The 24,611-nt window shown below is 60.2% G+C and carries 21 protein-coding genes and 1 riboswitch; of the genes, 8 read left to right on the top strand and 13 right to left on the bottom strand.

Features of this window, described 5'->3' with window-relative positions; all coding sequences use genetic code 11:
* Nucleotides 1-22: 22 nt before the first annotated feature.
* On the bottom strand, nucleotides 23-1,177 hold the full coding sequence (locus CFBP5499_RS17205) for an amidohydrolase (RefSeq protein WP_080829706.1): 1,155 nt from the start codon (nucleotides 1,175-1,177) through the stop codon (nucleotides 23-25).
* A gap of 60 nt (nucleotides 1,178-1,237) precedes the next feature.
* Nucleotides 1,238-2,884, bottom strand: a complete 1,647-nt coding sequence (locus tag CFBP5499_RS17200) for a GNAT family N-acetyltransferase (protein WP_080829707.1) — start codon at nucleotides 2,882-2,884, stop codon at nucleotides 1,238-1,240.
* A gap of 236 nt (nucleotides 2,885-3,120) precedes the next feature.
* On the opposite strand from CFBP5499_RS17200, the gene CFBP5499_RS17195 reads away from it, so the two are divergent.
* Nucleotides 3,121-3,855: an SDR family NAD(P)-dependent oxidoreductase gene (locus tag CFBP5499_RS17195; protein WP_173988481.1), complete on the top strand. Its 735-nt coding sequence runs from the start codon at nucleotides 3,121-3,123 to the stop codon at nucleotides 3,853-3,855.
* A gap of 35 nt (nucleotides 3,856-3,890) precedes the next feature.
* The gene (locus CFBP5499_RS17190) at nucleotides 3,891-5,243 is read left to right on the top strand and encodes an aspartate aminotransferase family protein (protein ID WP_080829708.1); all 1,353 of its coding nucleotides are present in this window, start codon (nucleotides 3,891-3,893) and stop codon (nucleotides 5,241-5,243) included.
* 41 nt (nucleotides 5,244-5,284) lie between these two features.
* Here CFBP5499_RS17190 and CFBP5499_RS17185 read toward each other — a convergent pair whose 3' ends face one another.
* Together CFBP5499_RS17185 and CFBP5499_RS17180 are read right to left on the bottom strand one after the other, a co-directional pair.
* Entirely contained in the window at nucleotides 5,285-5,722 is a 438-nt protein-coding gene (locus CFBP5499_RS17185; protein ID WP_080829709.1) for an EamA family transporter, read from the bottom strand.
* Between the two features lie 177 nt (nucleotides 5,723-5,899).
* Nucleotides 5,900-7,246, bottom strand: coding sequence for a dicarboxylate/amino acid:cation symporter (locus CFBP5499_RS17180; RefSeq protein ID WP_080829710.1), 1,347 nt, complete (start codon nucleotides 7,244-7,246; stop codon nucleotides 5,900-5,902).
* Between the two features lie 236 nt (nucleotides 7,247-7,482).
* Between CFBP5499_RS17180 and CFBP5499_RS17175 the strand changes: the two genes are divergently transcribed.
* Complete coding sequence (locus CFBP5499_RS17175; RefSeq protein ID WP_130932558.1) at nucleotides 7,483-9,324, top strand: sensor histidine kinase; 1,842 nt, start codon at nucleotides 7,483-7,485, stop codon at nucleotides 9,322-9,324.
* Nucleotide 9,325: 1 nt separating this feature from the next.
* A complete protein-coding gene (locus CFBP5499_RS17170) occupies nucleotides 9,326-10,690 on the top strand; it encodes a sigma-54-dependent transcriptional regulator (RefSeq protein WP_080829711.1) in 1,365 nt (454 codons plus the stop codon).
* 88 nt (nucleotides 10,691-10,778) lie between these two features.
* Here the strand turns inward: CFBP5499_RS17170 and CFBP5499_RS17165 are convergent, their stop codons facing one another.
* Complete coding sequence (locus tag CFBP5499_RS17165) at nucleotides 10,779-11,282, bottom strand: BA14K family protein (RefSeq protein WP_080829712.1); 504 nt, start codon at nucleotides 11,280-11,282, stop codon at nucleotides 10,779-10,781.
* A 179-nt stretch (nucleotides 11,283-11,461) separates the two neighbouring features.
* Here CFBP5499_RS17165 and CFBP5499_RS17160 point away from each other — a divergent pair, with 179 nt between their 5' ends.
* Nucleotides 11,462-12,172, top strand: a complete 711-nt coding sequence (locus CFBP5499_RS17160; protein ID WP_080829713.1) for a GntR family transcriptional regulator — start codon at nucleotides 11,462-11,464, stop codon at nucleotides 12,170-12,172.
* Nucleotides 12,173-12,221: 49 nt separating this feature from the next.
* On the opposite strand, the gene CFBP5499_RS17155 is transcribed toward CFBP5499_RS17160, so the two are convergent.
* Together CFBP5499_RS17155 and alr are read right to left on the bottom strand one after the other, a co-directional pair.
* Nucleotides 12,222-13,478, bottom strand: coding sequence for a D-amino acid dehydrogenase (locus tag CFBP5499_RS17155; RefSeq protein ID WP_080829714.1), 1,257 nt, complete (start codon nucleotides 13,476-13,478; stop codon nucleotides 12,222-12,224).
* 7 nt (nucleotides 13,479-13,485) lie between these two features.
* Nucleotides 13,486-14,652 carry an alanine racemase gene (gene alr, locus CFBP5499_RS17150; protein WP_080829715.1) on the bottom strand — a complete coding sequence of 389 codons (1,167 nt, stop codon included), beginning with the start codon at nucleotides 14,650-14,652 and terminating at the stop codon, nucleotides 13,486-13,488.
* A 127-nt stretch (nucleotides 14,653-14,779) separates the two neighbouring features.
* Between alr and CFBP5499_RS17145 the strand changes: the two genes are divergently transcribed.
* Nucleotides 14,780-15,238 (top strand): Lrp/AsnC family transcriptional regulator, encoded by a 459-nt coding sequence (locus tag CFBP5499_RS17145; RefSeq protein WP_080829716.1) that lies wholly within the window; start codon nucleotides 14,780-14,782, stop codon nucleotides 15,236-15,238.
* A gap of 220 nt (nucleotides 15,239-15,458) precedes the next feature.
* Here CFBP5499_RS17145 and thiD read toward each other — a convergent pair whose 3' ends face one another.
* From thiD to CFBP5499_RS17115, 5 genes are read right to left on the bottom strand one after another with little or no spacing between them, the layout of a single operon-like run.
* Complete coding sequence (gene thiD, locus CFBP5499_RS17135) at nucleotides 15,459-16,256, bottom strand: bifunctional hydroxymethylpyrimidine kinase/phosphomethylpyrimidine kinase (protein ID WP_080829717.1); 798 nt, start codon at nucleotides 16,254-16,256, stop codon at nucleotides 15,459-15,461.
* Entirely contained in the window at nucleotides 16,253-16,915 is a 663-nt protein-coding gene (gene thiE / locus CFBP5499_RS17130; RefSeq protein WP_080829718.1) for a thiamine phosphate synthase, read from the bottom strand. The genes thiD and thiE overlap by 4 nt, the downstream gene beginning before the upstream one ends.
* Nucleotides 16,902-17,642 carry a hydroxyethylthiazole kinase gene (locus CFBP5499_RS17125; RefSeq protein ID WP_080829719.1) on the bottom strand — a complete coding sequence of 247 codons (741 nt, stop codon included), beginning with the start codon at nucleotides 17,640-17,642 and terminating at the stop codon, nucleotides 16,902-16,904. Before CFBP5499_RS17125 ends, thiE begins: the two co-directional genes overlap by 14 nt.
* Nucleotides 17,639-18,589: an ABC transporter substrate-binding protein gene (locus CFBP5499_RS17120; protein WP_175416807.1), complete on the bottom strand. Its 951-nt coding sequence runs from the start codon at nucleotides 18,587-18,589 to the stop codon at nucleotides 17,639-17,641. The genes CFBP5499_RS17125 and CFBP5499_RS17120 overlap by 4 nt, the downstream gene beginning before the upstream one ends.
* Nucleotides 18,586-19,371 carry an ABC transporter permease gene (locus tag CFBP5499_RS17115; RefSeq protein WP_080829720.1) on the bottom strand — a complete coding sequence of 262 codons (786 nt, stop codon included), beginning with the start codon at nucleotides 19,369-19,371 and terminating at the stop codon, nucleotides 18,586-18,588. The genes CFBP5499_RS17120 and CFBP5499_RS17115 overlap by 4 nt, the downstream gene beginning before the upstream one ends.
* Before the next feature lie 125 nt (nucleotides 19,372-19,496).
* Nucleotides 19,497-19,599, bottom strand: a riboswitch (TPP riboswitch).
* A 195-nt stretch (nucleotides 19,600-19,794) separates the two neighbouring features.
* On the opposite strand from CFBP5499_RS17115, the gene CFBP5499_RS17110 reads away from it, so the two are divergent.
* Together CFBP5499_RS17110 and CFBP5499_RS17105 are read left to right on the top strand one after the other, a co-directional pair.
* Nucleotides 19,795-21,120, top strand: coding sequence for a pilus assembly protein TadG-related protein (locus CFBP5499_RS17110; RefSeq protein ID WP_080829721.1), 1,326 nt, complete (start codon nucleotides 19,795-19,797; stop codon nucleotides 21,118-21,120).
* A 181-nt stretch (nucleotides 21,121-21,301) separates the two neighbouring features.
* Nucleotides 21,302-22,591 (top strand): pilus assembly protein TadG-related protein, encoded by a 1,290-nt coding sequence (locus CFBP5499_RS17105; RefSeq protein WP_080829722.1) that lies wholly within the window; start codon nucleotides 21,302-21,304, stop codon nucleotides 22,589-22,591.
* 25 nt (nucleotides 22,592-22,616) lie between these two features.
* Here CFBP5499_RS17105 and CFBP5499_RS17100 read toward each other — a convergent pair whose 3' ends face one another.
* A complete protein-coding gene (locus tag CFBP5499_RS17100; protein WP_080829723.1) occupies nucleotides 22,617-24,611 on the bottom strand; it encodes an alpha-glucosidase in 1,995 nt (664 codons plus the stop codon).

The following is a 24,611-nucleotide window of genomic DNA, read 5'->3' as shown; positions in this document are numbered from 1 at the left end:
GGCGACGCAAGGCTGGCCGTTGCTATTCCACGTTTGTCAGATTGCGGATGATGCGCATGAAGATGCGCGCGCCGATGCCGATCAACGCGTCAGGAAAGTCATAGTCGGGATTGTGCAGGTTGGGATAATCCCTGCCTGCCCCGAGAAAGAACATGGCTGATGACGAGACGGAGTGGAAACGGCCGAAATCCTCGGAGGCTCGCATGGGAAGACCTTCCGAGTCATGCGGGATTTTCTCCTCGTCGAGTGCCTGCCTTATATGCCCGACCGCCTCGGGCGTATTTTCGCAATGCAGGAAAATATCGTCATAGGTGATGTCGAGTGTCAGCTGGTGCTCGCCTGCCACCTTTTTCGCCAGTGATTCCGCAGCTGCGCAGAGCTTTTCCATCCGGTCGTCGGTCAACGTTCTGAGCGTCGCCCAGATTTCCGCATCGGCAGGAGAAATACCGAAGGCGGCTTCGCCCATCACGGCATGAGTGATTGTCACCATTGAAAAATCGGGTTCGGGCGGGAAGCCGGAACCCAGTTCGGCCAGAGCCGGCATCATCAGGGATATCGCTCGCATCGGTGAAACGCCGTGTTCCGGTGACGAAGCATGCGCCGTCTTGCCCGAAAGGCGGATCTTGATGCCGCGCGATGCGCAATTGACCGGCCCTTTCAGCACACTGACATGGCCGAGTGGCAGGCCGGGCAGGTTATGCAGTGAGAAGGAATAGTCCGGTTTTATTTCGTGAAAACGCGGGTCGGCGAGGACGGCGGCGGCACCTGCGCCGGTTTCTTCTGCGGGCTGGTAGAGAAGGATGACGCGACCGGTTTGCGGCCTTTGTCTGGAGAGGCCGAGCGCCAGTGCCGTCAGGATGGTGGAGTGACCATCATGGCCGCAAAGATGGCCCTTGCCGTCGGTGCCGGAGCGATAATCGGCCTCGCTCTTTTCATGAATCGGCAAGGCATCGAGTTCCGAGCGAATCAAGATCGCCGGACCGCTTTTACCGCTGTCATAGACTGCCGCCACGCCATGGCCGCCGAGATCGGCAAGAAGCCGGTCGGGTTTTGTCTGCGCGAGGAAAGTGCGGATACGCCGCGCGGTTTCCTTCTCCTCCCCGGAAATTTCCGGATGGCGGTGCAGATCATGGCGAAGCTCGACGAGATCGAGCATGTCCTTGTTGGTCAGAAACATCTGAATTCCTTGCAAGTCGGCGGACGGGTTTCTCCTGCCGCAACTTACAGGGCGATGCCTTTAATGCAAAACTTTTGGCGGGTGCCAGCGCTTGGCCGTCGTTTTCGGTTTGGCAGCGAGCGTGACGACATCGGGCGGAAGCGGGGCCGTGGTCTTTGCCTGTTCCAGCCGCGCAAGGGCGGCACGGGCTTTTTCGGCGTATTCCAGATGCGCCGCATCGTCGGAATGATAATGCTGCAGTCTTTCCAGGATTTCTGCCGCCTCCATCTGTCGTTCGGCGGCAATCAGTGCCACCGCGCATTTGTAAAGTGCTTCGCGGTGGAAGGGCGCGCGGTTGGTCACTTGGCGGAAGGCCTCGGATGCCTCGTGATAGTGCTGCTGCGCCAGCCGCGTCTCGCCGATGCGCAGCCACAGGACGAGTGGTTCCTGGCCTGCTGCCAGAAGGCTGAGAAAGGCAATTTCGGCTTCCCGGAATTCACCGCGGTCGAAGGCGAGATTGGCAAGCCCGAACTGCGCGCCGAGATGGTCCGGCGCTGCGGAAAGAACCTGACCGAAGGCAATGTTGGCCTCGCTTTTCTTACCGCTCTTGTAGAGTTTCAGGGCCTGTTCGTAGACGAAGCGGACGCTGCGCGGGTGGAGCGTGCCGCCGAGATTGTCGCCCGAGCGGGTGCGGAAAAGTGTGCAGCTTAGCTTATGCTCTTCCGGGCCGAAGAAGTATTTATAGGGCTCGTTGCCGCGCAGGAAATCATAGGTCTTGAAGCCCTGCTCGATCGCTCTGCGGATGCAGTGACCATGCAGCACGAGACCGGGGGAAGGTGTTTTCCAGTTCTCGTCGCGGCCTGTGATGTAGAACAGGACCGATTTTTTCTGCCGGTCGATGATGTTGGCGAGTGCGCCGAGCGGCTGATCGCCGAACCAGAGCACCGGCACTTCCAGATCGCCGCGCAACCAGACATCCATCAGCATCTGCCGCGTCGCGCCGATCAGGAGTTCAGTACGTTCCTTGCCCTTGTGTGGCGCCCAGCGAATGCGCCAGAAATCGAACAGGATGTCCATGTCCCGTTTGATGGTATCCTTTGTCGCGAAGGTGAAACGGTATTCGTCACCGCCCTCCACCTTTCGCAGGAAGCGTCTGAGCTTCTGCCGGGTCTGGCTGCTCATATGGCTTTCGAGATAGCCGTCGAACGTCTCGGGCAGGCTCACCACCGGGCAGATGCAATTGTTGATGTTGTAGGAGTTAGTCGGCATGTTATCGCGGAACATGACGAGCGGTCCCTGAAGGGCGCGGATCATCGCATCGCGCCTTTCCGGCGGGCCGGAGAGGTAGTCGAGCTTTAGCTCGGTCCAGTTCTGCTGGCGTATAAAGGAGCAGAAACCGGCAACGGCGTGGTTTTCGTAGTCCGGCAGGGAGATGAAGCCGGTGTAATCCGCCGCCGCATTGCCGGCCATGACGATGCTGTCGTGAAAGCGGCCGGTCTTCTTGTCCGGTTCGGTAACGATGCGGAGCGGGAAAAACGCCACATAGGGCGAGCCTTCCGGGCGCTCGCGCAGTGCCAGGATGAACCAGCGCCTGCGGCGCGGCATATAATCCCTCAGCCAGCCCCAGGACAGGAAATGCCGGGCGTGGGGATCGGCCATGAACACCGCGTCCCAGTTTTGCCTGATCGCCTCGAAGCCGGCGTCGGTGTCGATGATATCGATGCGCATTGTTGCCCCCTCCCAATACTGATCACACATTCGGGAGGCTTCATTTTATGGGTAAACGGCTGGCTTCAAATATTCCCTTCGGGTGAAAGCCCGGCATCAAATGGGATTAACCCATTGCCCTTAACCGATTGGCCGCGCCGCGACAAAAAAGACCTTGTCAGCCGGTTGCAGCACTCTAACATGCGGCGCTGAATGCATGTCCGGATCAACGGGCCGCATGGCACGGGAGTTCTCATATGGCTGTTCCTTTCATGCTTCTGACCGGCGCAAGCCGCGGAATAGGGCATGCCACCGTCAAGCTTTTTCAGGAAAAGGGCTGGAGGATTCTCACCGTTTCTCGGCAGCCCTTTTCCGAGGAATGCCGGTGGCCATCGGCGCGAGAGAGCCATATCCAGGCCGATCTCGAGAATTTGTCGGGGATCGATGACCTGGCAGACGAGGTGCGCTCGCGCCTTCCGGAAGGCAAACTTGCCGCCCTCGTCAACAATGCCGGCATTTCACCCAAGGGCGAAGGCGGCAGCCGTCTCGGCGTGGTGGACACCACGGCCGACATCTGGACACGCGTGCTCAACGTCAATCTCGTTTCCACGGCGCTGCTCGCCCGCGCGCTTCTGCCGGAACTGGAGGCCGCGAGAGGCTCTATCGTCAATGTCACCTCGATTGTCGGCTCGCGTGTACATCCGTTCGCCGGCGTGGCCTATGCTACATCGAAGGCAGCCCTTGCGGCGTTGACCCGCGAGCTTGCGCATGAATTCGGCCCGCGTGGCGTGCGCGCCAACGCCATTGCGCCGGGCGAAATCAATACCGCCATTCTGTCTCCCGGAACGGCAGAACTCGTGGATGCGCAGGTGCCGCTCGGCCGGCTCGGCACCACAACAGAGGTGGCGCAGACCATCTATTTCCTGTGCTCGGAACAGTCGAGCTACATCAACGGCGCGGAAATTCACATTAATGGCGGCCAGCACGTCTGACGCCACAGCCATCAACCGAAACGGAGCCCTTATCGATGACCATCCTGCCCAATTCCGTCGAGGCACGCGATATCGCCTATCAGATGCACCCGAACGTCAACCTGCGCAAATTCGAAAAGACCGGCGGTCTGGTGATCGAAAGCGGCGAGGGCATCTATGTCACCGATAGCAGCGGCAAGCGCTATATCGAGGCGATGGCGGGGCTTTGGTCGGTGGCGCTCGGTTTCGGTGAACAGCGGCTGGTGGAAGCGGCAACGAAGCAGATGCAGAAGCTGCCCTATTACCACACCTTTTCCTATAAGACCCATGGCCCGTCCGTCGATCTGGCCGAACTGCTGATCGAGCTTTCACCGGTGCCGATGTCCAAGGTGCATTTCACCTCCTCCGGCTCCGAGGCCAACGATCTCGTTGCCAAGATGGTCTGGTATCGCTCGAATGCGCTGGACAAGAAGCACAAGAAAAAGATCATCGGCCGCATCAAGGGCTATCATGGCGTGACGATCGCATCCGCCTCGATCACCGGCCTGCCGCGCAACCATGAGAGCTTCGACCTGCCGCTCGATCGTATGCTGCATACGGCCTGCCCGTCTTATGTGCATTTCGGAAAGGAAGGGGAAAGCGAGGCGGATTTCACCGCGCGTATCCTGAAGGAGCTGGAAGACCTGATTCTCCGCGAAGGTCCCGAAACCGTTGCCGCCTTCTGGGGTGAGCCGGTGATGGGTGCCGGCGGTGTTCTCCTGCCGCCGGAAGGGTATTGGGAAGGCGTGCAGGCGATCCTGAAGAAATACGACATCCTGCTTGTCGTGGATGAAGTCATTTGCGGTTTTGGCCGCACCGGCAAGATGTTTGCCTGCGAGACCTATGACATCAAGCCCGACGTGCTTGTCGTCTCCAAGCAGATTTCGTCGTCCTATATGCCGCTTTCGGCGATCATCATGAACGACAGTTTCTACCAGCCGATCGCCGATGAATCAGACCGTATCGGCTCCTTTGGTCATGGTTACACCGCCTCTGGCCATCCGGTCGCGACGGCGGTGGGCCTCGAAAACCTGAAGATCATTCAGGAGCGCGATCTCGTCGGAAATGTCGCCCGGCTGGAGGGCAAATTCCTCGATCATCTGAAGGCGCTTGCCGATCACCCGCTTATTCATTCCTCGCGCGGCATCGGCCTTCTCGGTGCGCTGGAGGTGAAGCCATGGGAGGACACGAAACCGGGCGATACGACGCTGGCGCTGGCCGCGGCGATCGAGAGCGAAGGTGTCATCACCCGGCCGATCGGTGAATCCATCTGCTTCTGCCCGCCGCTGATCATCACGGCCGAGCAACTGGATGAGCTGTTTGCCGGCGTCAAGCGCGGTCTCGATAACGCACTGGCGGCAAGGGGCTGAGGACTTGGGAATCGCATCGGCCGGTATCCGGCCGATGCTTTCTATCCCCTGTAGGCCACAAGCACCGCACCGCAGGCAATCAGCACGACGCCGAGCCAATTGGGCAGCGACAGTCTTTCTCCCAGAAACAGTACCGCAAAGACGGCGACGAAGACGACGCTCAGCTTGTCGATGGGCGCGACGCGGGCGGCATCGCCAATCTTCAGCGCCCGGAAATAACATATCCACGATGCGCCGGTCGCCAGACCCGAAAGCACGAGGAACAACCAGGTCCGCCCGGAAATGCTGGAGGGTTGCTGCCAGTTGCCGGTGATATAAACCATCAGGCCCGCGGCGGCGAGAATAACGATGGTGCGGATGAAGGTGGCGAAATCGGAATTGACGTTTTCGATGCCGATCTTGGCGAAGATGGCGGTCAGTGCCGCGAAAGCCGCAGATAGCAGCGCCCAGAATTGCCAGGCCAGAAACACGTTCTTCATGCGGCCACTCCGTTTATCGTATTGCGCCCTGTCTGGCTCTATAGCATCGTCAGGTCGATAAAACTGTTTTCGTTCAGGGCCGGAACGATGAAAGGCCGGTGCATCCACAGGATACACCGGCCTTCATGCGAGGCCTGTCCGGACGGACCGGAGCAGGCAGGACCTTGGGAGGTCGTATTATTCGGCGGGCTGAACCGAAGCCGGAAGCTGGTCCACATCCGCGATGCTCGTGAATTCTTCCTTGCCGCTCAGGACGCGCGAGAGCTGGTCCTGATCGAGTTCGCCTTCCCAGCGGGCAACGACGATGGTGGCAACCGCATTACCGACGAAGTTGGTGAGCGCGCGGCATTCCGACATGAAGCGGTCGATGCCGAGGATCAGCGCCATGCCGGCGACCGGAACCGAAGGCACGACTGACAGTGTGGCCGCAAGCGTGATGAAACCAGCGCCGGTGATGCCGGCAGCACCCTTGGAAGAGAGCATGGCCACGAGCAGCAGCAGGATCTGTTCGCCGAAGGACAGGTGGATACCGGTTGCCTGGGCGATGAAGAGGGCGGCCAGCGTCATGTAGATGTTGGTGCCGTCAAGGTTGAAGGAATAACCGGTGGGAATGACGAGGCCGACGACGGAGCGCTTGCAGCCCGCCTTTTCCATCTTGCTCATCAGGCCGGGCAGGGCGGCTTCGGAAGACGATGTGCCGAGAACCAGCAGCAGCTCTTCCTTGATGTAGCGGATCAGCGCGACGATGGAGAAGCCGTTATAACGGCAGACTGCGCCCAGAACCACGAACACGAACAATGCGGACGTGATGTAGAAGGTGCCGATCAGCATGGCGAGGTTGGTGACGGAGGAGATGCCGTATTTGCCGATGGTAAACGCCATGGCGCCGAAAGCACCGATGGGGGCGGCTTTCATCAGGATCGCGACCAGCTTGAAGATCGGGTACATCATGGCATGCATGAAATCGGTGACGGGCTTGCCCTTTTCACCGACGATGCCGAGCGCGATGCCGAACAGAACCGAGAAGAACAGCACCTGCAGAATGTCACCGCTGGCAAATGCGCCGACGATGGTGGTCGGGATGATGTTCATCAGGAAGCCGGTGATGGTCTGCTCATGGGCCTTGTCGGCGTAGGTCGCGACGGCCTTGGCATCCAGCGTGGACGGATCGATGTTCATGCCGGCACCCGGCTGCACGGTATTGGCGACGATGAGGCCGACAACCAGCGCGAGGGTGGAGAAGACCAGGAAGTAGATCATGGCCTTGCCGGCCACGCGGCCAACCTTCTTCATGTCATTCATGCCGGCAATGCCGGTTGCGACGGTGAGGAAGATGACGGGAGCGATGATCATCTTGACGAGGCGGATGAAGCCGTCGCCGAGCGGCTTCAGCTGTTCGCCGAAGGCCGGATAGAAATGGCCGAGCGCGATACCGGCGATGATGGCCACGAGAACCTGAAAATACAGGTGCTTGTAAAATGGCTGCTTGGCGTGGCCTGCGGCCACGGCTGTCGTATCGATCATGTTTTTTCCTCCTCGGCCTCACCCTGCCTTTATTGGCCTCCCGGGATCGCCGTGTCGTTGACGGCTTCGTGCCGATTGCGGAGTCATGTGCAATGCGCATGCCAGACTTGCTTATTTGCCGTAACCGGCTGATTTCAAAAGTAGTTTTTATTGAAGCTTCGCCGGCTCGCGGCCGTTTGTGCGGAATTCCGGACAAAATCTCTTGCGGTCCGTGTGTAAATCCGCACAATCATCCCATGACCTATCAGGATCAGGCACCTCATTCCCAGGCGAAACGGCGGGCGCAATGGCTGGCGCTGGCCGGCCTGTGGCTGCTGGTCAGCCTGGGTGCTCTGCTGGTGGCCGATGAATTCGCCCGTCGCCAGGCGATACGTACCGCCGCCTCCGAGGCCTCCACGGATGCCGAACTGAAGATCGCGCTTTTGAACGTCGCGCTGGAGCGGCCGCGCGCCATTCCGCTGGTCCTGTCGGGTGATCCCGATCTCGCCGCCGCGCTTGATGGCGGTGGTCCGCCCGCCCTCGACCGGCTGAACCGCAAGCTGGAAGGCCTGATCGAAGGCACGCAGTCGTCGGTGATCTATGTCACCGGGCCGACCGGGTTGACCATTGCCTCCAGCAACTGGCGGCAGGACGACAGCTTCGTTGGTTCTAATTATGCCTTCCGCGAATATTTCCAGGCGGCGATGAAGACGGGCATGTCCGAACATTATGCGCTGGGCAATGTCAGCCGCCGGCCGGGTCTTTATATTTCCCGCCGCATCGATGCCGGCGACGGGCGGCCGCTCGGCGTCGTCATTGCCAAGGTGGAATTCAACCGCTTGGAGGCAGACTGGAACATCGGCGGCAAACCGGTCTATGTGGTCGATAGGAACGGCGTCGTGCTGATGACGAGCGTGCCGGAGTGGCGTTTCAAGACCGTTGCGCCCATCGACGAGGCGCAGCGGAAGATCATCGCCGAAAGCCTGCAATTCGGCAATGAGACGCTTGCGACCCTGCCATTTAGGGCGGCCCGGTCGTCGGGCGATGGCGTTCCACTCGTCCATGTCGATGGACCGGGGCGCGAGCGCGGCGATTATCTGCAGCTGGAAATGCCGGTGCCGACGACTTCATGGACCCTGCATTATCTGCAGCCCGTCGCACCGGCGCTGAATGCCACAATCCGCGAGGGCAGGGTGGTGGCGCTGGCGACATTGATGCCGCTGATGGCGCTTTCCGCACTCTGGCTGTGGCGCAGGCACAAGGCGCTCAGGGAAAAAGAAGAGGAACAGCGCGCCCGCACTGAACTGGAAATGAAGGTGCAGGAACGAACCCGTGACCTGACGAAAACGCGCGATCATCTGCAGGCCGAAATCACCCTGCATGAAAAGACCACCGGCGAGTTGCGCAATGTGCAGCACGAACTGGTGCAGGCCAACCGCCTTTCCATTCTGGGCCAGGTGGCGGCAGGCGTGGCGCATGAAATCAACCAGCCGGTGGCGACCATCCGCGCTTTTGCCGACAACGCCCGCACGTTGCTGAAACGCGATCGTCTGGCCGAAGCCACCGAAAATCTGCAAGACATCGCCGCTCTCACCGAGCGTATCGGCACCATTACCACCGACCTTAAGATACTGGCGCGCAAGGGCCGCACCGCTGCCGAACCCGTGAGCGCCAGGCTGGTTATCGAAGGCGCGGTCGTGCTGTTGCGCAGCCGTTTTTCCGGGCAGATGGATGCGCTGGATATCGCCTTGCCGGATCAGGATCTGAAGGTGCTAGGCAGCCGTATCCGGCTCGAGCAAATCCTCATCAATCTCCTGCAAAACGCGCTGGAAGCCACGGAAACGATTGACACCGCGCATGTCGAGGTGCGCGTGCGGGAGGAGGGCGACATGGTCGTGATTTCGGTCAGCGATAATGGCACCGGCATTCCGGAAGCCATCCGTGCCCAGCTTTTTTCACCTTTCAATACATCAAAGGAAAGCGGCCTCGGCCTTGGCCTCGTCATCTCCAACGATATCGCTTCCGATTATGGCGGTCGTATCGAGGTGATGAGCAGCGGGGCGGGCACGTCTTTTTCCGTATATCTGAAGCGAGCGTGACATGACGGCGAATGGAACCATATTCCTTGTGGATGACGACTCGCAGCTGCGCAAGGCGATGGTGCAGACGCTGGAACTCGACGGATTGCCGGTCACCTCCTTTTCCCGCGCCGAGCAGGCGCTTGCGGCCCTGAATGAGGATTTTGACGGCATCGTCATCACCGATGTGCGCATGCCGGGCATGACCGGGCTCGAATTCTTCGACCATGTCCGCAAGATCGATGCCGATCTGCCAGTCATCCTCATCACCGGCCATGGCGATGTGCCGATGGCCGTCGATGCGCTTCACAACGGCGCCTATGATTTCATCGCGAAACCCTTTCCCGCCGAACGCATGGTGGAAAGCGCACGTCGCGCGCTGGAAAAGCGCCGTCTCGTACTGGAAAACCGCGCGCTTCGCCGGGCTGCGGGACAGGCGGAGGACGATCTGCCGTTGATCGGCCAGACGCCCGCCATGGAACGCCTGCGCACCACGCTGCGTCACATTGCCGATACGGATGTGGATGTGCTGGTCGCGGGGGAAACGGGCAGCGGCAAGGAAGTGGTGGCAACGGCGCTACACCGCTGGAGCAAGAAACGCGCGAAAGGCAATTTCGTGGCGCTGAATTGCGGCGCGCTGCCGGAAACCGTGATCGAAAGCGAGCTTTTCGGCCACGAGCCGGGGGCTTTCACCGGTGCGCAGAAAAAGCGTGTCGGCCGCATCGAACATTCCAGCGGCGGCACGCTGTTTCTGGACGAGATCGAAAGCATGCCGCTTGCGGTTCAGGTGAAGATGCTGCGCGTGCTGGAAATGCGTGAAGTTTCGCCGCTCGGTTCAAACGAGGAGAGGCCTGTCGATATCCGCGTGGTGGCGGCGGCCAAGGTCGATCTCGGTGATCCGGCCGAGCGCGGCAGCTTCCGCGAGGATCTCTATTACCGGCTGAACGTGGTGACGCTGTCCATTCCGCCGCTGCGCGAACGCAAGGCGGATATTCCGCTGTTGTTTTCCCATTTCGTCACCAAAGCCGCCAACCGTTTCAACATGCCGGTGCCGCAGATCAGCGCCGGCACGTCCCGCCGCCTTCAGGACCACGACTGGCCGGGCAATGTCCGAGAACTCGGGCATTTCGCCGAAAGGGTGGTGCTGGGGCTGGAGGCAGAACCGGTGGCTGCGCCCGCCTCGCAAGCCGCAATTCCCGCTTCCGGCACCCTGCCGGAGCGCATGGATGAGATCGAGGCGCGTATCATCCGCGAAACACTGGAGCAGTCCAACGGAGACGTGGCGGAAACCATCGCAACGCTCGGCATTGCCCGCAAGACCTTTTACGACAAGCTGCAACGTCACGGTATCAACCGGACGGATTATGTGAAGAACGGCACGGCGTGAAATGGCGCGGATGCAGACGGAAAAGCCGCGAACGTTTCAGTCCGCGGCCTGACAATAACGGCTATATCCGTGTTGAAGGTCTTCCCGATCAACCCGCTACGCAGAAATGGCGCTGGCCGTCATAATCCGTATACGTGCCGGTGCGGGAGTTGAAGCTGCGGTAACGCTGCGAGCAATAGTCGTACCAGGCGTTGGTCCAGGGTTCGATGGTGCGATAGGTGGCGCGCTGGCCATAAACCGGGCGGCTGTCATAAACAGGCTGCGGGCGGTAAACCGGTGCCGGACGATAGACCGGAGCGGGCCGATAAACCTGCTGCGGCTGATCGTAGCGGTAGTCGGGCTCTTCATAGACATAGCTCGGCTCATAACGGCGGGGCGGGTCGATATAGACGCGTTCATCATCCACCGGTGCCGGGCGGGACATTGCGGAGCCGACGGCGACACCGGCAGCAAGACCGAGCACACCGCCCAGAATGGCGGCGTCCCGACGGTTGCGGCGGTCCCAGTCGCCGGCGGATGCGCTGCTGAAGGGAACGATCGTGGCGGCGGCGACAGCGATCGTCAGAACTGTTTTAGCTGCAAAGGACGACATGGTGTTTTCTTCCATCCAAGTGGCAGGGCGCTGCCAGTTGCAAATTCGATGGTTAAGGAAATACCGCCCGGCTGCTGAACGGGCGCTGAATGAATTGTGGCGGACCGGCGGCGGCTCGCAATTCCTGTTTGCGCGCGCCGTACTTCGCGCTAGAACTTGAGAGTAAACAGGACGCCCCGATGAGCCTTTCCCATATAACCGTCAATCCCGATTCCTCGCATGAAGACCGTGCACAGGCCATTCGCGATACGCTGCGTGATGCCATTGTCGACCGGCGGCTCGCACCGGGAACGAAGCTGTCGGAAGCGGAAGTGGGAACCCTGTTCGAGGTCAGCCGCACGGTGGTGCGCGCAGCCCTTCAGATGCTGGCCTACGAGGGTCTGGTCAAGGCCGAGCGTAATCGCGGCGCCTTTGTTTCCAACCCCACGCCGGATGAGGCGCGGCAGGTTTTCGCCTCACGCCGGCTGATCGAACCGGGTGTCGTGGATGCGGCAATTGAAAAAATCACGCCCACGGCGGCGAAGCGGCTGAGGGAACATCTGGTTGAGGAAAGCCGCCATCAGCTTGAGCGCGGCCCAACCGCCAGACGTGCGGAGATCAAGGCGTCGGGCGATTTTCACCTGATGCTCGCCTCGCTTGCCGGCAATGCCATTCTCGAAAAATTCATGGATGAGCTGGTGGCGCGGTCATCGCTGGTCATCGCGCTCTATGGTCGCTCGGGTGTCTCGAGCTGCGGTCATAATGACCATGCCGACCTTCTGGATGCGCTGGAGGCGAAGGATGCGGCAAAAGCCCGTGCGCTGATGCTGCGGCATCTCGACCATATCGAAGCCGATCTCGACCTTCGCATGAAGGAAGGGCTGGCGCTCAAGGACGCGCTGGCGCTTTGATTACTGCCCATCCCGCCTGGCCGGCGGGACGGGGCTCTTCTACTTCGCCTCAGGCGGCGTAACGGCTGATGGCCAGATCGTGCGTGTCGATCTCCGGCTTGTTCCCGCTGATCAAATCGGCAAGCACCCGGGCCGAGCCGCAGGACATGGTCCAGCCGAGTGTGCCGTGACCGGTGTTGAGATAAAGATTGCTGTAGCGGGTGGCGCCGATGACGGGCGTGCCATCAGGCGTCATCGGGCGCAGACCGCACCAGAATTTCGCCTGGCTCTGATCACCCGCGCCGCCGAACAGGTCTTCCACCGAATGGGCGAGCGTTTCCTGGCGTGCGGCCGGCAAATCCTTGCTGAAACCGGCGATTTCCGCCATGCCGCCGGCGCGGATGCGTGAGCCGAGACGGGTGATCGCCACCTTGAACGTCTCGTCCATGACCGTGGAGACGGGCGCGCGCTCCTCCTTCACAACCGGAACCGTGATGGAATACCCCTTCACCGGATAAACCGGCAGGGTCAGCCCGAGTTGCCGCACGAATTGCGGCGAATAGCTGCCAAGCGCCGCCACGAAAATATCCGCCTCCATCAGCCCGCGCGTGGTTTCCACGGCCTTGATGCGGCCGCCTTCAACGATGGGGCGCATGATGCCGGTATCGTAAAGGAAGGTGACGCCCGCCTCTTCGGCCATGCGGGCAAGCTCCGTGGTGAACATGAAGCAGTCGCCTGTTTCGTCGCCGGGCAGTCGCAGGCCGCCGACGATCTTTTCCTTTGCGGGTGCAAGGCCCGGTTCGATGGCGGCGCAGCCATCGCGGTCGAGAATCTCGAAAGGCACGCCGCCCGCCGTCAGCACGTCCACATCCTTGCCAATGGCGTCGAACTGCTTCTGGGTGCGAAACACCTCCAGTGTGCCCTGCATACGCTGGTCGTATTCGATGCCGGTGTCTTCGCGCAGCGCCATCAGGCAATCGCGGCTATATTCGGCAACGCGCACCATACGGCTCTTGTTGATGGCATAACGTGCCGAGGTGCAATTGCGCAGCATCTGGCTCATCCAGCGCCAGGCGGCCGGATCGGCTGTCGGACGGATGATCAGCGGTGCATGTTTCATGAACAGCCATTTCATCGCCTTCATCGGAATGCCGGGGGCAGCCCAGGGCGAAGAATAACCGGGGGAAACCTCGCCGGCATTGGCAAAGCTGGTTTCAAGTGCTGCGGCCGGCTGGCGGTCAATCACCGTCACCTTGTGTCCGGCTTTGGCCAGATACCAGGCAGATGTCACGCCGACGACGCCGGCTCCGAGGATAGTGACGTTCATGATCGTCTCACTTGTGATTGACTGATGTTGAAGCGGTTGCCGGGCTCATGCCCGGCTGAATGTAGTTGCGGCGGTAACGGCGACCGAGGCCGGTCAGGATCTCATAGGCGATCGTACCCGCGTCCTCGGCAATGTCTTCCAGCGTCTGGTCTGGCCCGATCATCTGCACGAGGCTGCCCTGGGTCAAATCTCCCTCGGGCAGGGCGGATATGTCGAGAATGATGCTGTCCATCGAAACGCGCCCGGCAATCGGCAGACGAACGCCATTATACCATGCCGCGCCGCGATTGCTGAGCGAACGCGGCAGGCCATCGGCATAGCCGGCAGCGATTGTCGCAAGCCGCGTCGGACCGTTCGCCGTAAAAGAGCCGCCGTAACCGACCAGCGAGCCGGCGGGGACGGTGCGGGTCTGGATGACGGCGAGATCAAGACGGACGACCGGCTTCATCGGGTTGGGGCCGGCAGCGGAAGGCGCACCGCCATAAAGCGCGATGCCGGGGCGCAGCAGAGCGTTATGATAATCACTGCCGAGAAAAATGCCGCCCGAATTGGAAAAACAGACCGGCGTCTCGGGAAAGGCGGTGGCGGACTTGCGCATCACGGCGAGCTGCGCGGCATTGGAGGCATGATCCGGCTCGTCGGCGCAGGCGAGATGGCTCATGACGAAGGCGATTTCAATTCCATTGAGCAACTGCGGCTGGGCGGAGAGGATTTCAAGCTCTTCGGGGGAGAGCCCAAGGCGGCACATGCCGGTATCGATCTGCACGGCGGCAGTGAGCGTCTTGCCGAGCTTTTTGGCATGACTCGACCATTGGGCGATCTGTTCCAGCGAATTCAGAACCGGGGTGATGGCCATGGTGGCGCAGGAGGTCTCGTTGCCGGGCTGAAGGCCGTTGAGGACAAAAATCTGCGCTTCTGCCGAAAGCCGGAGCCTGAGCGCCAGCGCCTCATCGATATGAGCAACAAAGAAATTGCGGCAGCCTGCCTCGAACAGGGTCTGCGAGACGATATCGGCGCCGAGACCATAGGCATCGGCCTTGACGACTGCCGCCGTTTGCGATGCTGGCGCCATCGCCGCAAGGGTTAGATAGTTGTCGCGCAATGCGCCGAGATCGATGCTCAGATGGCCGCTTGCACCACCGGCTGCCTGCTGGCGGCTGATCTGCATATCCATGGTCGTTCACCCTCATTTTTATCCTCTGAGGGTATTGCAACGATTACCGAATTTCTTGGCGATTATTCGAAGGAAATGCGATAGAATGTGAAATCACGCAATTTTCGTCGACCAATTGGAATTTTCTATGTCGTCACTTGATGCGACTGACCGCCACATCATCCGCATGCTTCGGCTGAATGCCCGCATCAGCAACGCAAAGCTTGCCGCAGAGGTCGGGCTTTCGCCGTCCGCGTGCTTGCGCCGTGTCGATATTCTCGAGCGGGAAGGCATTATTCGCGGTTATACCGCCCTGACCAGCGGCCTTGCCGGTGGCGAGGTGATTTCGGTCATCGTCCAGATCACGCTCGACCGGCAGACGGAGGATTTTCTCAACCGTTTCGAGAATGCGGTGCGGCGGTATCCGGAAATCCGCGAATGTTATCTTATGACCGGCGGCTCGGATTACTTTCTGCGCTGTGAGGCGGAAAGTGCGGGGGATTTCGAGCGGATTCACAAGGAGATCCTGTCGAAACTGCCGGGGGTTTCGCGCATTCATTCGAGCTTTGCGATCCGGAATGTGCTGGCGACGCCGAAGGCGCGGTGAGGGGGCGGAGTGTGCGGCCACCCCCCTCTGTCCTGCCGGACATCTCCCCCTCAAGGGGGGAGATCAGATGGGGCGGTCGCTCGGTCCCAAGCGGCGATTTCACTACAGGATACCGGGGCTCACTGAATGCGGGGAGCAAGCCGCTTGTCGATCTCCCCCCTTGAGGGGGAGATGTCCGGCAGGACAGAGGGGGGTAAGTCCCGCGCCCCACCCATCGATATCACCCCCACCACCGATAAAAATGATGCACCGGCCCCCGCCCGGACCCAACGGCAAGCCCCCGCCCGGCATCGAGCGCCCCGTTAAGATAATCCTTCGCAAGCCCAACCGCCTCCCGCAATTCACATCCCATCGCAAGATGGGCCGTAATCGCAGCGGCCAATGTACAACCGGTGCCGTGGTCGTTTTTCGTCTCCACCCTCGGCGCAGAAAGCGCCTGCATGGTACCATCCGCAAACAGATAATCCGTGCTTTCAGGCCCATCGCCGTGGCCGCCCTTGATGAGTACGGCCTTCGCGCCGGCCTTCAGGATCAGCTCCGCCTGGCGGGTAATCTCCTGCTCCGTCTCCGCAATATGGGTCCCGGTCAGCAACGCTGCTTCGGGCAGGTTCGGCGTGACGATGGCGGCGAGCGGCAGAAGCTCGCGCCGCAACGTCTCGATGGCATCTTCATGCAGCAGCCGGTCGCCGGAGGTCGCGACCATGACGGGGTCGAGCACCACCGGCTGCGATTGCTGCCGAAGCCGTTCCGCGATGGCGGCGATGGTTTCTATCCGCGAGACCATGCCGATCTTTACCGCATTGACGGCAAGATCGGAAAAAACCGCATCCATCTGCGCGACGATGGTGGCGACCGAAATATCCTCCACGGCCGTCACGCCCCTGGTGTTCTGGGCGGTGATGGCGGTAATGACGCTCGCGGCATAGGCGCCAAGTGCGGAGAAGGTCTTGATATCGGCCTGAATACCGGCGCCGCCGCCGCTGTCGGAGCCGGCAATGGTCAATGCAATTGAAGTCATGGTTCTCTCGCTTTCAGCGCCGCGTCAATTACGGAGCGGAAGTCCTTGGCTGCGCTGGCGATATCGGCTGCACGGAAGATGGCGGAAATGACGGCGACCCCATCCGCGCCGGCGGCCACGACGGTGGGCACACTGGCAAGATCGATGCCGGCAATCGCGCCCACCGGCATATCCGGCTGCCACTCCTTCAGCAGGGCGCGCAGCGTCGTAAAGCCTTCGATGCCGACCGGCTTGTCCGGGTTGACCTTTGAAACGGTCTCGAACACGCCGCCGATACAGGCATAGTCGATGGGCATGGAGGCCGCCCTTTCGGCATCGGCGCGGTTCTTGACGGTGAGGCCGATGATCGCCTTTTCGCCGAGAATGCGCCGTGCGGTCTCTGCGTCCATGTCGTCGGCGCCGAGATGCACGCCATCGGCCCCCGAAGCGAGCGCCACGTCCACCCGGTCGTTGATAACAAGCGGTACGCCGGTGCCGGCGATGGCCTCGCGGATGGCACGGGCATTGTCGATCATCTCCCGCGTCGAGCCGTGCTTGTCGCGATATTGCAGGATGGTTGCCCCATTGAGCGCAGCCGCCAGAGCCAGCTCCGGCAGCGGCGCGACATCGGCAAGACTGGCATCAACCAGCGCGTTGAGGCGGTAATCAACCTTGTTCATGCTCAATCCTCGCATGATTTATGATGTCTTCACCGGAGATTTCGGAAAGCGCATCCAGAAACGCCGGTTCGAATGTGCCGGGGCCTTTGGCGTGTTTTGCGGCCAGTTCGGCGGAAACGCCTGTCACGGCAAGGGCGGAAGCCGCCGCCGTCAGCGCGTCTTTTTCCACTGCCATGAAGGCGGCGATGACGCCGCCGGAAAGGCAACCCGTGCCTGTCACCTTCGCCATCCAGGGGTGACCATTGACGATCCTGACATCACGCGTCGTATCGCCGAGATGATCCACCGGTCCGGTTTCGATCCGCACCACATCAGGTGCATCGCCGATCAGGCTCATTTCTGCGCGGTTGCCACGGACGATCGTGGGGGAAAGGGCAATGAGTTCACGCGCAAACTCCAGCCGCGAGGGTGAATAATCGACATGAACGGGGTCGACGATCCACGGCTTGCCGGATTTGTTGGCGATCTCGATCGCCAGCCGGATGACCTTGCGTCGTTCGGCGTCCAGCGTGCCGAGATTGACGGTCAACGCATCTGCCTTGGTGACGAAGCTCTCGATTTCTTCCAGCGAGGTCGTCATCGAGGGAATGCCGCCGATGACGGTGATGCCGTCGGCGGTGAATTTCTGTACCACGGTGTTCATCAGGCAATGCACGCGCGGGCGCGTCTGCCGCACGCGCTCCAGAATTTCGGCGGCCTTTGCCGCTGTCGGAAAATTGCCGGTCATGGCTGTTGCAGCTCCACGGCGATATCGTCCGCTGGGGGGACCTGCTTGATCAGCTGCATCTCCTGCATGAAGGCGCCGAAACGGGCGTAGCGGGCACGGTCGAGTGCTGCGGGGCGCTTGGCGAAACGTGGCAGCGTGTCGAAAAAGGCCTGTTTGTTCAGGGCATCGTCAAGGTTCGGATAGGCCTTGATGAAAAGCTGCCAGGCGTCCTGCGGATGGTTGGTGATGAAGATCGCGGCCTGTTCCACAGCGGAGAGGAAACGCGGCAGGCGGCTGTCCTTTACGAGATCGCGGTGGGTGACAAAGATCAGCTCGTCATAGGCCGGCACGCCATGTTCTTCGGGGAAGAAGGAGCGGCCCTCATGCCCTTCGAGCTTCATCTGAGTCAGTTCGAAATTGCGAAAACCGCCGAGCGTGGCATCCACCTTGCCGGCGATGAGGGAAGGCGAGAGCGAGAAATTGACGTTGACCAGTTCGACGTCGTCCTTCGTCAGCCCGTCCTTCTCCAGCATGCGCTTCAGCATCGCATCCTCGAAACCGGAAACGGAAAAACCGACCTTCTTGCCCTTCAGATCCTTCAGGCTCTTGATCGGCCCGTCGGCGAGAACCGTGACGGTGTTGAGCGGGGTTTCGACCAGTGTGCCGAAACGCACGAGCGGCAGGCCGGCTTCGTGGTCGAGATAGAGGTTCGGCTGGTAATGCACGCCGATATCGGCCTGTTTTGCCGAGACGAGGCGCGGCACGGCGGAAGGGTCAGCCGGAGGAACCAGCTCCACTTCCAGTCCCGCATCGGCAAACAGGCCGCGCTCCTTGGCGATCACCATCGGTGCATGATCGGGGTTCACGAACCATTCGAGCAACACGGTTAGCTTGTCGGCGGCCTCAGATTGCATGGGCGCAAGCACGCTTGCCGCTGCGATGGCGAGGGAAAGAAGAGTTCGTTTCATGGTGCCGAAAGTCTCCGTAAATATCTGAAAGGAATGGTGTGTTCTGTTTCTTTGGCCCAGGGGGCGAGATTGGCTGTCGCCAAGTCGACGATCAGTCTGAGCAGCACGGCCATGACGGCCAGAATGGCCATGGCGGCGAACATGGTATCGGTCTGCATACGGGCATTGGACTGGATCATCACGAAACCGAGCCCGGCCGATGCGCCCACCCACTCGCCGATGACGGCGCCGAGCGGGGCAAGTGGCGCCGCCACCCTCAAGCCCGAAATCAGCGAGGGAAGCGCCAGCGGCACGCGCAGCCGGGTGAGGATCTGCCAATGGCTCGCTTCGGTCAGCGAGGCGGCGTCGAGGATGGCGCGATCGGTGCGGTTGAGGCCATCGGTGAAGGCGGAGGCGACGGGAAAGAAGATGATGACTGCGGTCATGACGACTTTCGAGGCCACGCCGAAGCCGAACCAGAGGACGAGGATGGGGGCGAGCACGAAGACCGGAAAGGCCTGCAACACCAGAACCATGGGCCAGACGAGGCGGCCGAAGCGCGGGATGGCGGCAATGGTGAAGGCGACGAGAACACCGGCGGTAATACCTGCCGCGAGCCCGAGCGCCATTTCACCAAACGTCACCAAGGCCTGTCCCAACAGGAAGCCCGGCTGACGCAGGAAGGCGGCGGCGACATCGGCGGGCGATGGCAGGATATAGCGCGGCGGCGCAAACAGCCATGTCCCCGCCTGCCAGAGAAGGAGCAGAAGACCGACACCGCTCAGCGCATGGGTGGCACGCATGAGCCGGGCCTCAAACGCAAACGCACCATGTGCGAAGGACGGAAGGTTTCAGCATCATCGGTCGTCTCCAGATGTGACAATCTCGAAGATCAGGCATAGCGGAGAAGAGAAAGGGCAGCGCCTTCAAGGCGCGACAGTTCCGTTCCTACGCCGGCATGACCCGGATCAGGTTCAAGGGTCCGGCTCATCGCCATCTCAGCACCGTCAGGTGCTCCCCTCGGAAGAGCTTGTTTTGTAGGTCAAGTTTTAAAAATGTCAACGGTCCATGGCTGGCCGGCTATCGGTGGCCGACTGTTATGGTGCGGCGAGAAATATAGTTATTAGTTATATCGAATTTATCGACAATTAGTTATGTCATTAAACTATATCGCAATGACGTTCGGCTAGCTATGGCCCCGCATTCATAGAAGCGCGGAGACGAACTTGAAAAGCATCTGGCGGGACAAGTCTGGAAATTTTGCCATCCTCAGCGCCTTGCTGATAATACCGCTCATCGGATCCGCCGGCGTTGCGCTCGACATAACGCGCGGCCTGGGCGTCAAATATGATCTGCAGATGGCCGCGGATTCCGCAGCTCTGGCGGCGGTTGCCGATAGTTCGGCAAGCGCTCAGGCCGCAAAGAGGATGGTAGGCGACGGCGTCATTGCTGTCGGCGAGAAAGAGGCCGCAGCCTTCTTTCACGAAAATCAGCGGGGGAACCCGGACTACAGGCTTCTGTCTCTCGATGTATCGGTGATCAAGCGCGGGACCATTATCGAGTCGTCAGTGAGCTTCAGGGCTGCGGTGAATACGACGCTTTCCCAGGTGCTGGGCAAGGATTTGGTCACGGTTGCGGGCGGTGCGACGGCCAAATACGAAACGGAGACTTTTACCGATTTTTATCTCGTCCTCGACAATTCGCCTTCCATGGGTGTGGGCGCCACGCCCGCCGATGTCGCGGTGATGCAAAAGACGATCGGATGCGCTTTCGCCTGTCATCTAACCACAAAAGACGGCACGTCAGATCCGAACAGCACCTATTTCAGGATCAAGAACAAAGACCCCGACTCCAAGGATCGCATCAACGCCACCACGCGCATCGATGTGGTTGCCAAGGCAACCGCGAGCTTGATGGATACAGCAGCGAGCACGCGCAAGAGCAATGACCAATATCGCATTGCCGTCTATACGTTAGGGAAGACCGCAGATGATGCCTTACCGGGCAGGGACCTGCTCGAAGTTGTGTCGCGCACGTCGGATTTGAAAGCGGCCAAGAAAAAGGTCGCCGAAATCGAGCTCATGTCGGTTCCCAGTCACGGACATAACCGTGACCAGCACACCAATTTCGATCGGGCCCTTACCAAGATAGAAGACAAGATGGGAACCTCCGGCAGCGGTGCCAGTTCCGCCACCCCGGAGAAAGTCGTATTCTTCGTTTCAGATGGCGTGGGTGACAGCTACAAGCCAGATAAGTGCACAAAACAAACGACGCAGGGAGGCCGGTGCCAGGAGCCGATCGACACAAGGCTTTGCACCGAGCTCAAGAAAAAGGGCTTCCGGATCGCCGTGCTTTACACCACCTACCTGCCATTGCCGGGTAATGGCTGGTACAGGCTCTGGATACAGCCGTTCGAGACGGAAATCAGCACGCGCATGCAGGACTGCGCTTCTCCGGGGCTGTTTTTCGAAGTCAGCCCTTCCCAGGGCATCAGCGAGGCGATGTCGGCGCTTTTCAAAAAGGCGATCAGCACGCCGCGCCTGACGAGTTGAGCCTTGCGCCCGGCAGCGTTTTGCCCTCTGCCTGTGCTTCCCATTGCCATGACGGAAACATTTTCGATTGCAATGTTAGTTATTTAGGAAATTAGATTTATCGAAAATTAGTTATCCTTTGAAACTGCATTTCAATAGTATTTGTTTAAGTCTCGCCTCCACAAGGGTTTCGGGGGCGAATTTGAAAAATATCTGGCAGGATAAAACAGGGAATTTCGGTATTCTCAGCGCCTTGCTGATGGTGCCGTTGATCGGGGTTGCCGGGGTGGCCCTTGATGTGACGCACGGCATGACCGTCAAATCGGACCTGCAGATGGCGGCGGATGCGGCAGCGCTTGCGGTGGTTGCCGATACGTCCGCGAGTGTTCACAAGGCGAAGGAAATGTCGGGCGATGGCGTCATCACGCTGGGCGGCGATGAAGCCTCGGCCTTCTTCGACGCGAACAAGCGGGCCAATACCGACTACAAGCTCCTGTCTCTCAATGTGTCGGTGATCAAGCACGGAAACGCCATCGAATCCTCCGTCGACTTCAAGGCATCCGTCGGAACGACGCTTTCGCAGATACTTGGAAAAGATCTCATCACTGTTTCGGGCAGCGCGACGGCCAAATACGAGACGGAGACCTTCAGCGACTTCTACGTCCTGCTTGACAACACCCCTTCGATGGGTGTCGGCGCCACGCCGACCGATGTTGCCACCATGGTTGCGAATACGAGCGACAAATGCGCTTTCGCCTGTCATGTCGTGAAGGACGGGGTGGTGGATACGAACAGCTATTATTACAAGGCCAAAAGCCTTGGGGTGACCACGCGCATCAACGTGGTCGCAAAGGCGACAGCGAGCCTTATGGATACGGCAAAGTCCATGCGCAAAAGCAGCAATCAATATCGAATGGCAGTTTATTCCTTCGGAGAGAAAGCCGAAGATACAAAGCTGCTTGAAGTCGTGCCGCTGACATCGGATCTGGCGATAGCGAAGAAGAAAGCCGCTGAAGTCGACCTGATGTCGATCCCCAAGCAAGGGTTCAACAACGACCAGCAGACGGATTTCGACCGGGCACTGACCCAGATTGGCGACAAGATCGGCTCTTCGGGCACGGGTGCGAGTTCGGCGAGCCCGGAGAAGATCGTTTTCTTCGTGACCGATGGCGTTGGCGATAGCTACAAGCCGTCCAGCTGCACCAAAAAAACGACTGGCGGTCGCTGTCAGGAGCCGATCGACCTCAAATATTGCACGAAGCTCAAGGAAAAGGGTTTTCGCATCGCGGTGCTCTACACCACCTACCTGCCGCTGCCGACCAACGACTGGTATAATAGCTGGATCAAACCGTTTCAGCCGGAAATCGGCGCACGCATGCAGTCCTGCGCTTCGCCGGGGCTGTTTTTCGAAGTCAGCCCGTCGCAGGGCATCAGCGACGCGATGACCGCCCTTTTCAAGAAGGCCATCACATCACCCCGCCTGACGGGGTGATGACAAGGACAAAACTTTTAGGCCTTCAGCCGATGGCGCGAAGCTGTTCGAACAGCCGGTGATGGCTGCTATCGGAACGATAGAACACCGCCGGCTCGCCGAGTGGTGCTTCGACGGTGATGTCTCGCCCGCCGGAATGACGCTTGCCGCTCCATAGATGCACCCATTCGCCGTCGCCCGGAAGGTAGAGTGAGCGCTGCGTTTCGCCCTCTTTCCAGACGGGTGCGACAAGCATGTCCGATCCGTAGAGATAGCAGTCCTGAATGGCGTAGGTCTGCGGCTCATTCTCGTAATGCAGGAAAAGCGGACGCTGTACCGGCAGGCCCGTCTTCGCCGCCTCGGCGGAAAGCGATTTCAGATAGGGAGCGAGCGCGACATAGGTCGCCGTCATGCGGGCGAAATGGGCGAGAACCGTTTCATCCTGATCGATCTGCAGATTGTCCCGCGGCCGGTTGCCCTCATGGGTGCGCATGACAGGGGTGAAGGCGGCCATCTCCGTCCAGCGCATGATGAGTTCGGCCGTCCGGACATTGCCGAACAGGCTGGTATAACCGCCGATGTCTGAGTGATGATAGGCATTGCCCATGAGGCCGGAGGAAAGCGCGCCGCAGATGACGGTGACAAGTCCGTCGTGACGGGAGAAGTCGACAGACTGGTCGCCGCCCCAGATCAGCGGGCAATGGGCCTGCACGCCGGTGAAGCCTGCGCGCATGAAGAACAGTGCCTCGCCGGTCTTGCCGCGACTTTCGACGCCCTTCGCATTGACCTCGGCCCAGAGCGTGGGCCAGGCATTGTGCATCAGCTTGGCGTCGACGCCGTTCGACAGTTTGATGTCGATCGGCAGATATTCGCCGAAATCTGCCATCCACCCGGAAAGGCCGAAATCCAGCATGTTTTTGCCGATAATTTCTTCGGCGAACCAGTTGGCGGCGGCCGGATTGGTGAAATCGACCACGCCGCAATCGAATTCGCCGAAGTCCACCAACGCCGTCTTTCCATCCGCATCGGTGGCGAAATAACCCGCCGCTTGAGCGACGGGAAACAGCGGGCCGTCCACGCAGAGATAGGGGTTCACATAGCCCAGGAAACGAATGCCCTGATCGGCCAGCTCGGCGATCTTCTGGCGCAGATGCGGGTAGCGGGTCTCATTCGCCTGCCAGTCCCAGAAGAGGCGCGCGCCGAAGGACGTCTGGCGAAGCCCAACCCAGTCCTCGCACCACAGGCCGGAGACCTTCGTTCCGGCAGCACGGATTTTCTCCAGCCGGGCAAAGGAGTTGACGCCATCCTTCAACCCGATGATCGCGCCGTTATAAACCCAATCAGGCAATTCCGGCTGGCGTCCGAACCGCAGTGACAGGGCGGAGACGATATCGGTGAAACTGTCACCCGCGAAGAATTCGATCTTTTCGGGGATCGCCCAGATTTCGATCTCATGGAAATCGCCATTGCGGAAGTCGAAGACCGAATAGGCGGTCGTTCCCACATGCAGCGCGTATTTGCGCGACGAGAGCCAGGTCGGCTGCGGATAGTTGGTGTTGTAATAATCACCACCCGCCTTGCCGCTGACATCAGACTTGAAGGTGATTTCGGTGGTCTTGTCTCGGCCTACCCCGGGCTCAGAGGTCCAGAGAGGGAAGCGCCGGCCGCGCATGTCGAAATAGGACATCTGCTCGCCGCCGCCCCAGACATGCTCGTCCGTTTCCGCGACGACGCGTAGCCAGAGGCGGTTGACCGTCTCATCCAGCGCCGTCAGCCTGATAGCGTTGCCGTCGAGCGTCAGGCGAAGGCGCGGCGCTTGTCCTGGCGAGGATGAGAGCGTGACTCTGTCGCCGCTGACCTCGGCATGGCGCAGGGCGGTTCTCTCGATGACATAGTCTTCGATATCGAAATTGCCGCGATACATATCCATCCGCTCCTTGCCGAAACCGGCGAAGAAGGCCGGATTATCGGGTGAATGGGAAAGGATGGTGCGGTTGCCGATCGCGAGCGTGAAGCCGTCTTTGGTCGTTTCGAAATGCAT

It is taken from the genome of Agrobacterium tumefaciens, from assembly GCF_005221325.1.
Lineage (GTDB): Bacteria > Pseudomonadota > Alphaproteobacteria > Rhizobiales > Rhizobiaceae > Agrobacterium.
The sequence above is the reverse complement of the archived record's forward strand: the minus strand, read 5'-3'. Positions and strand labels throughout refer to the sequence as shown.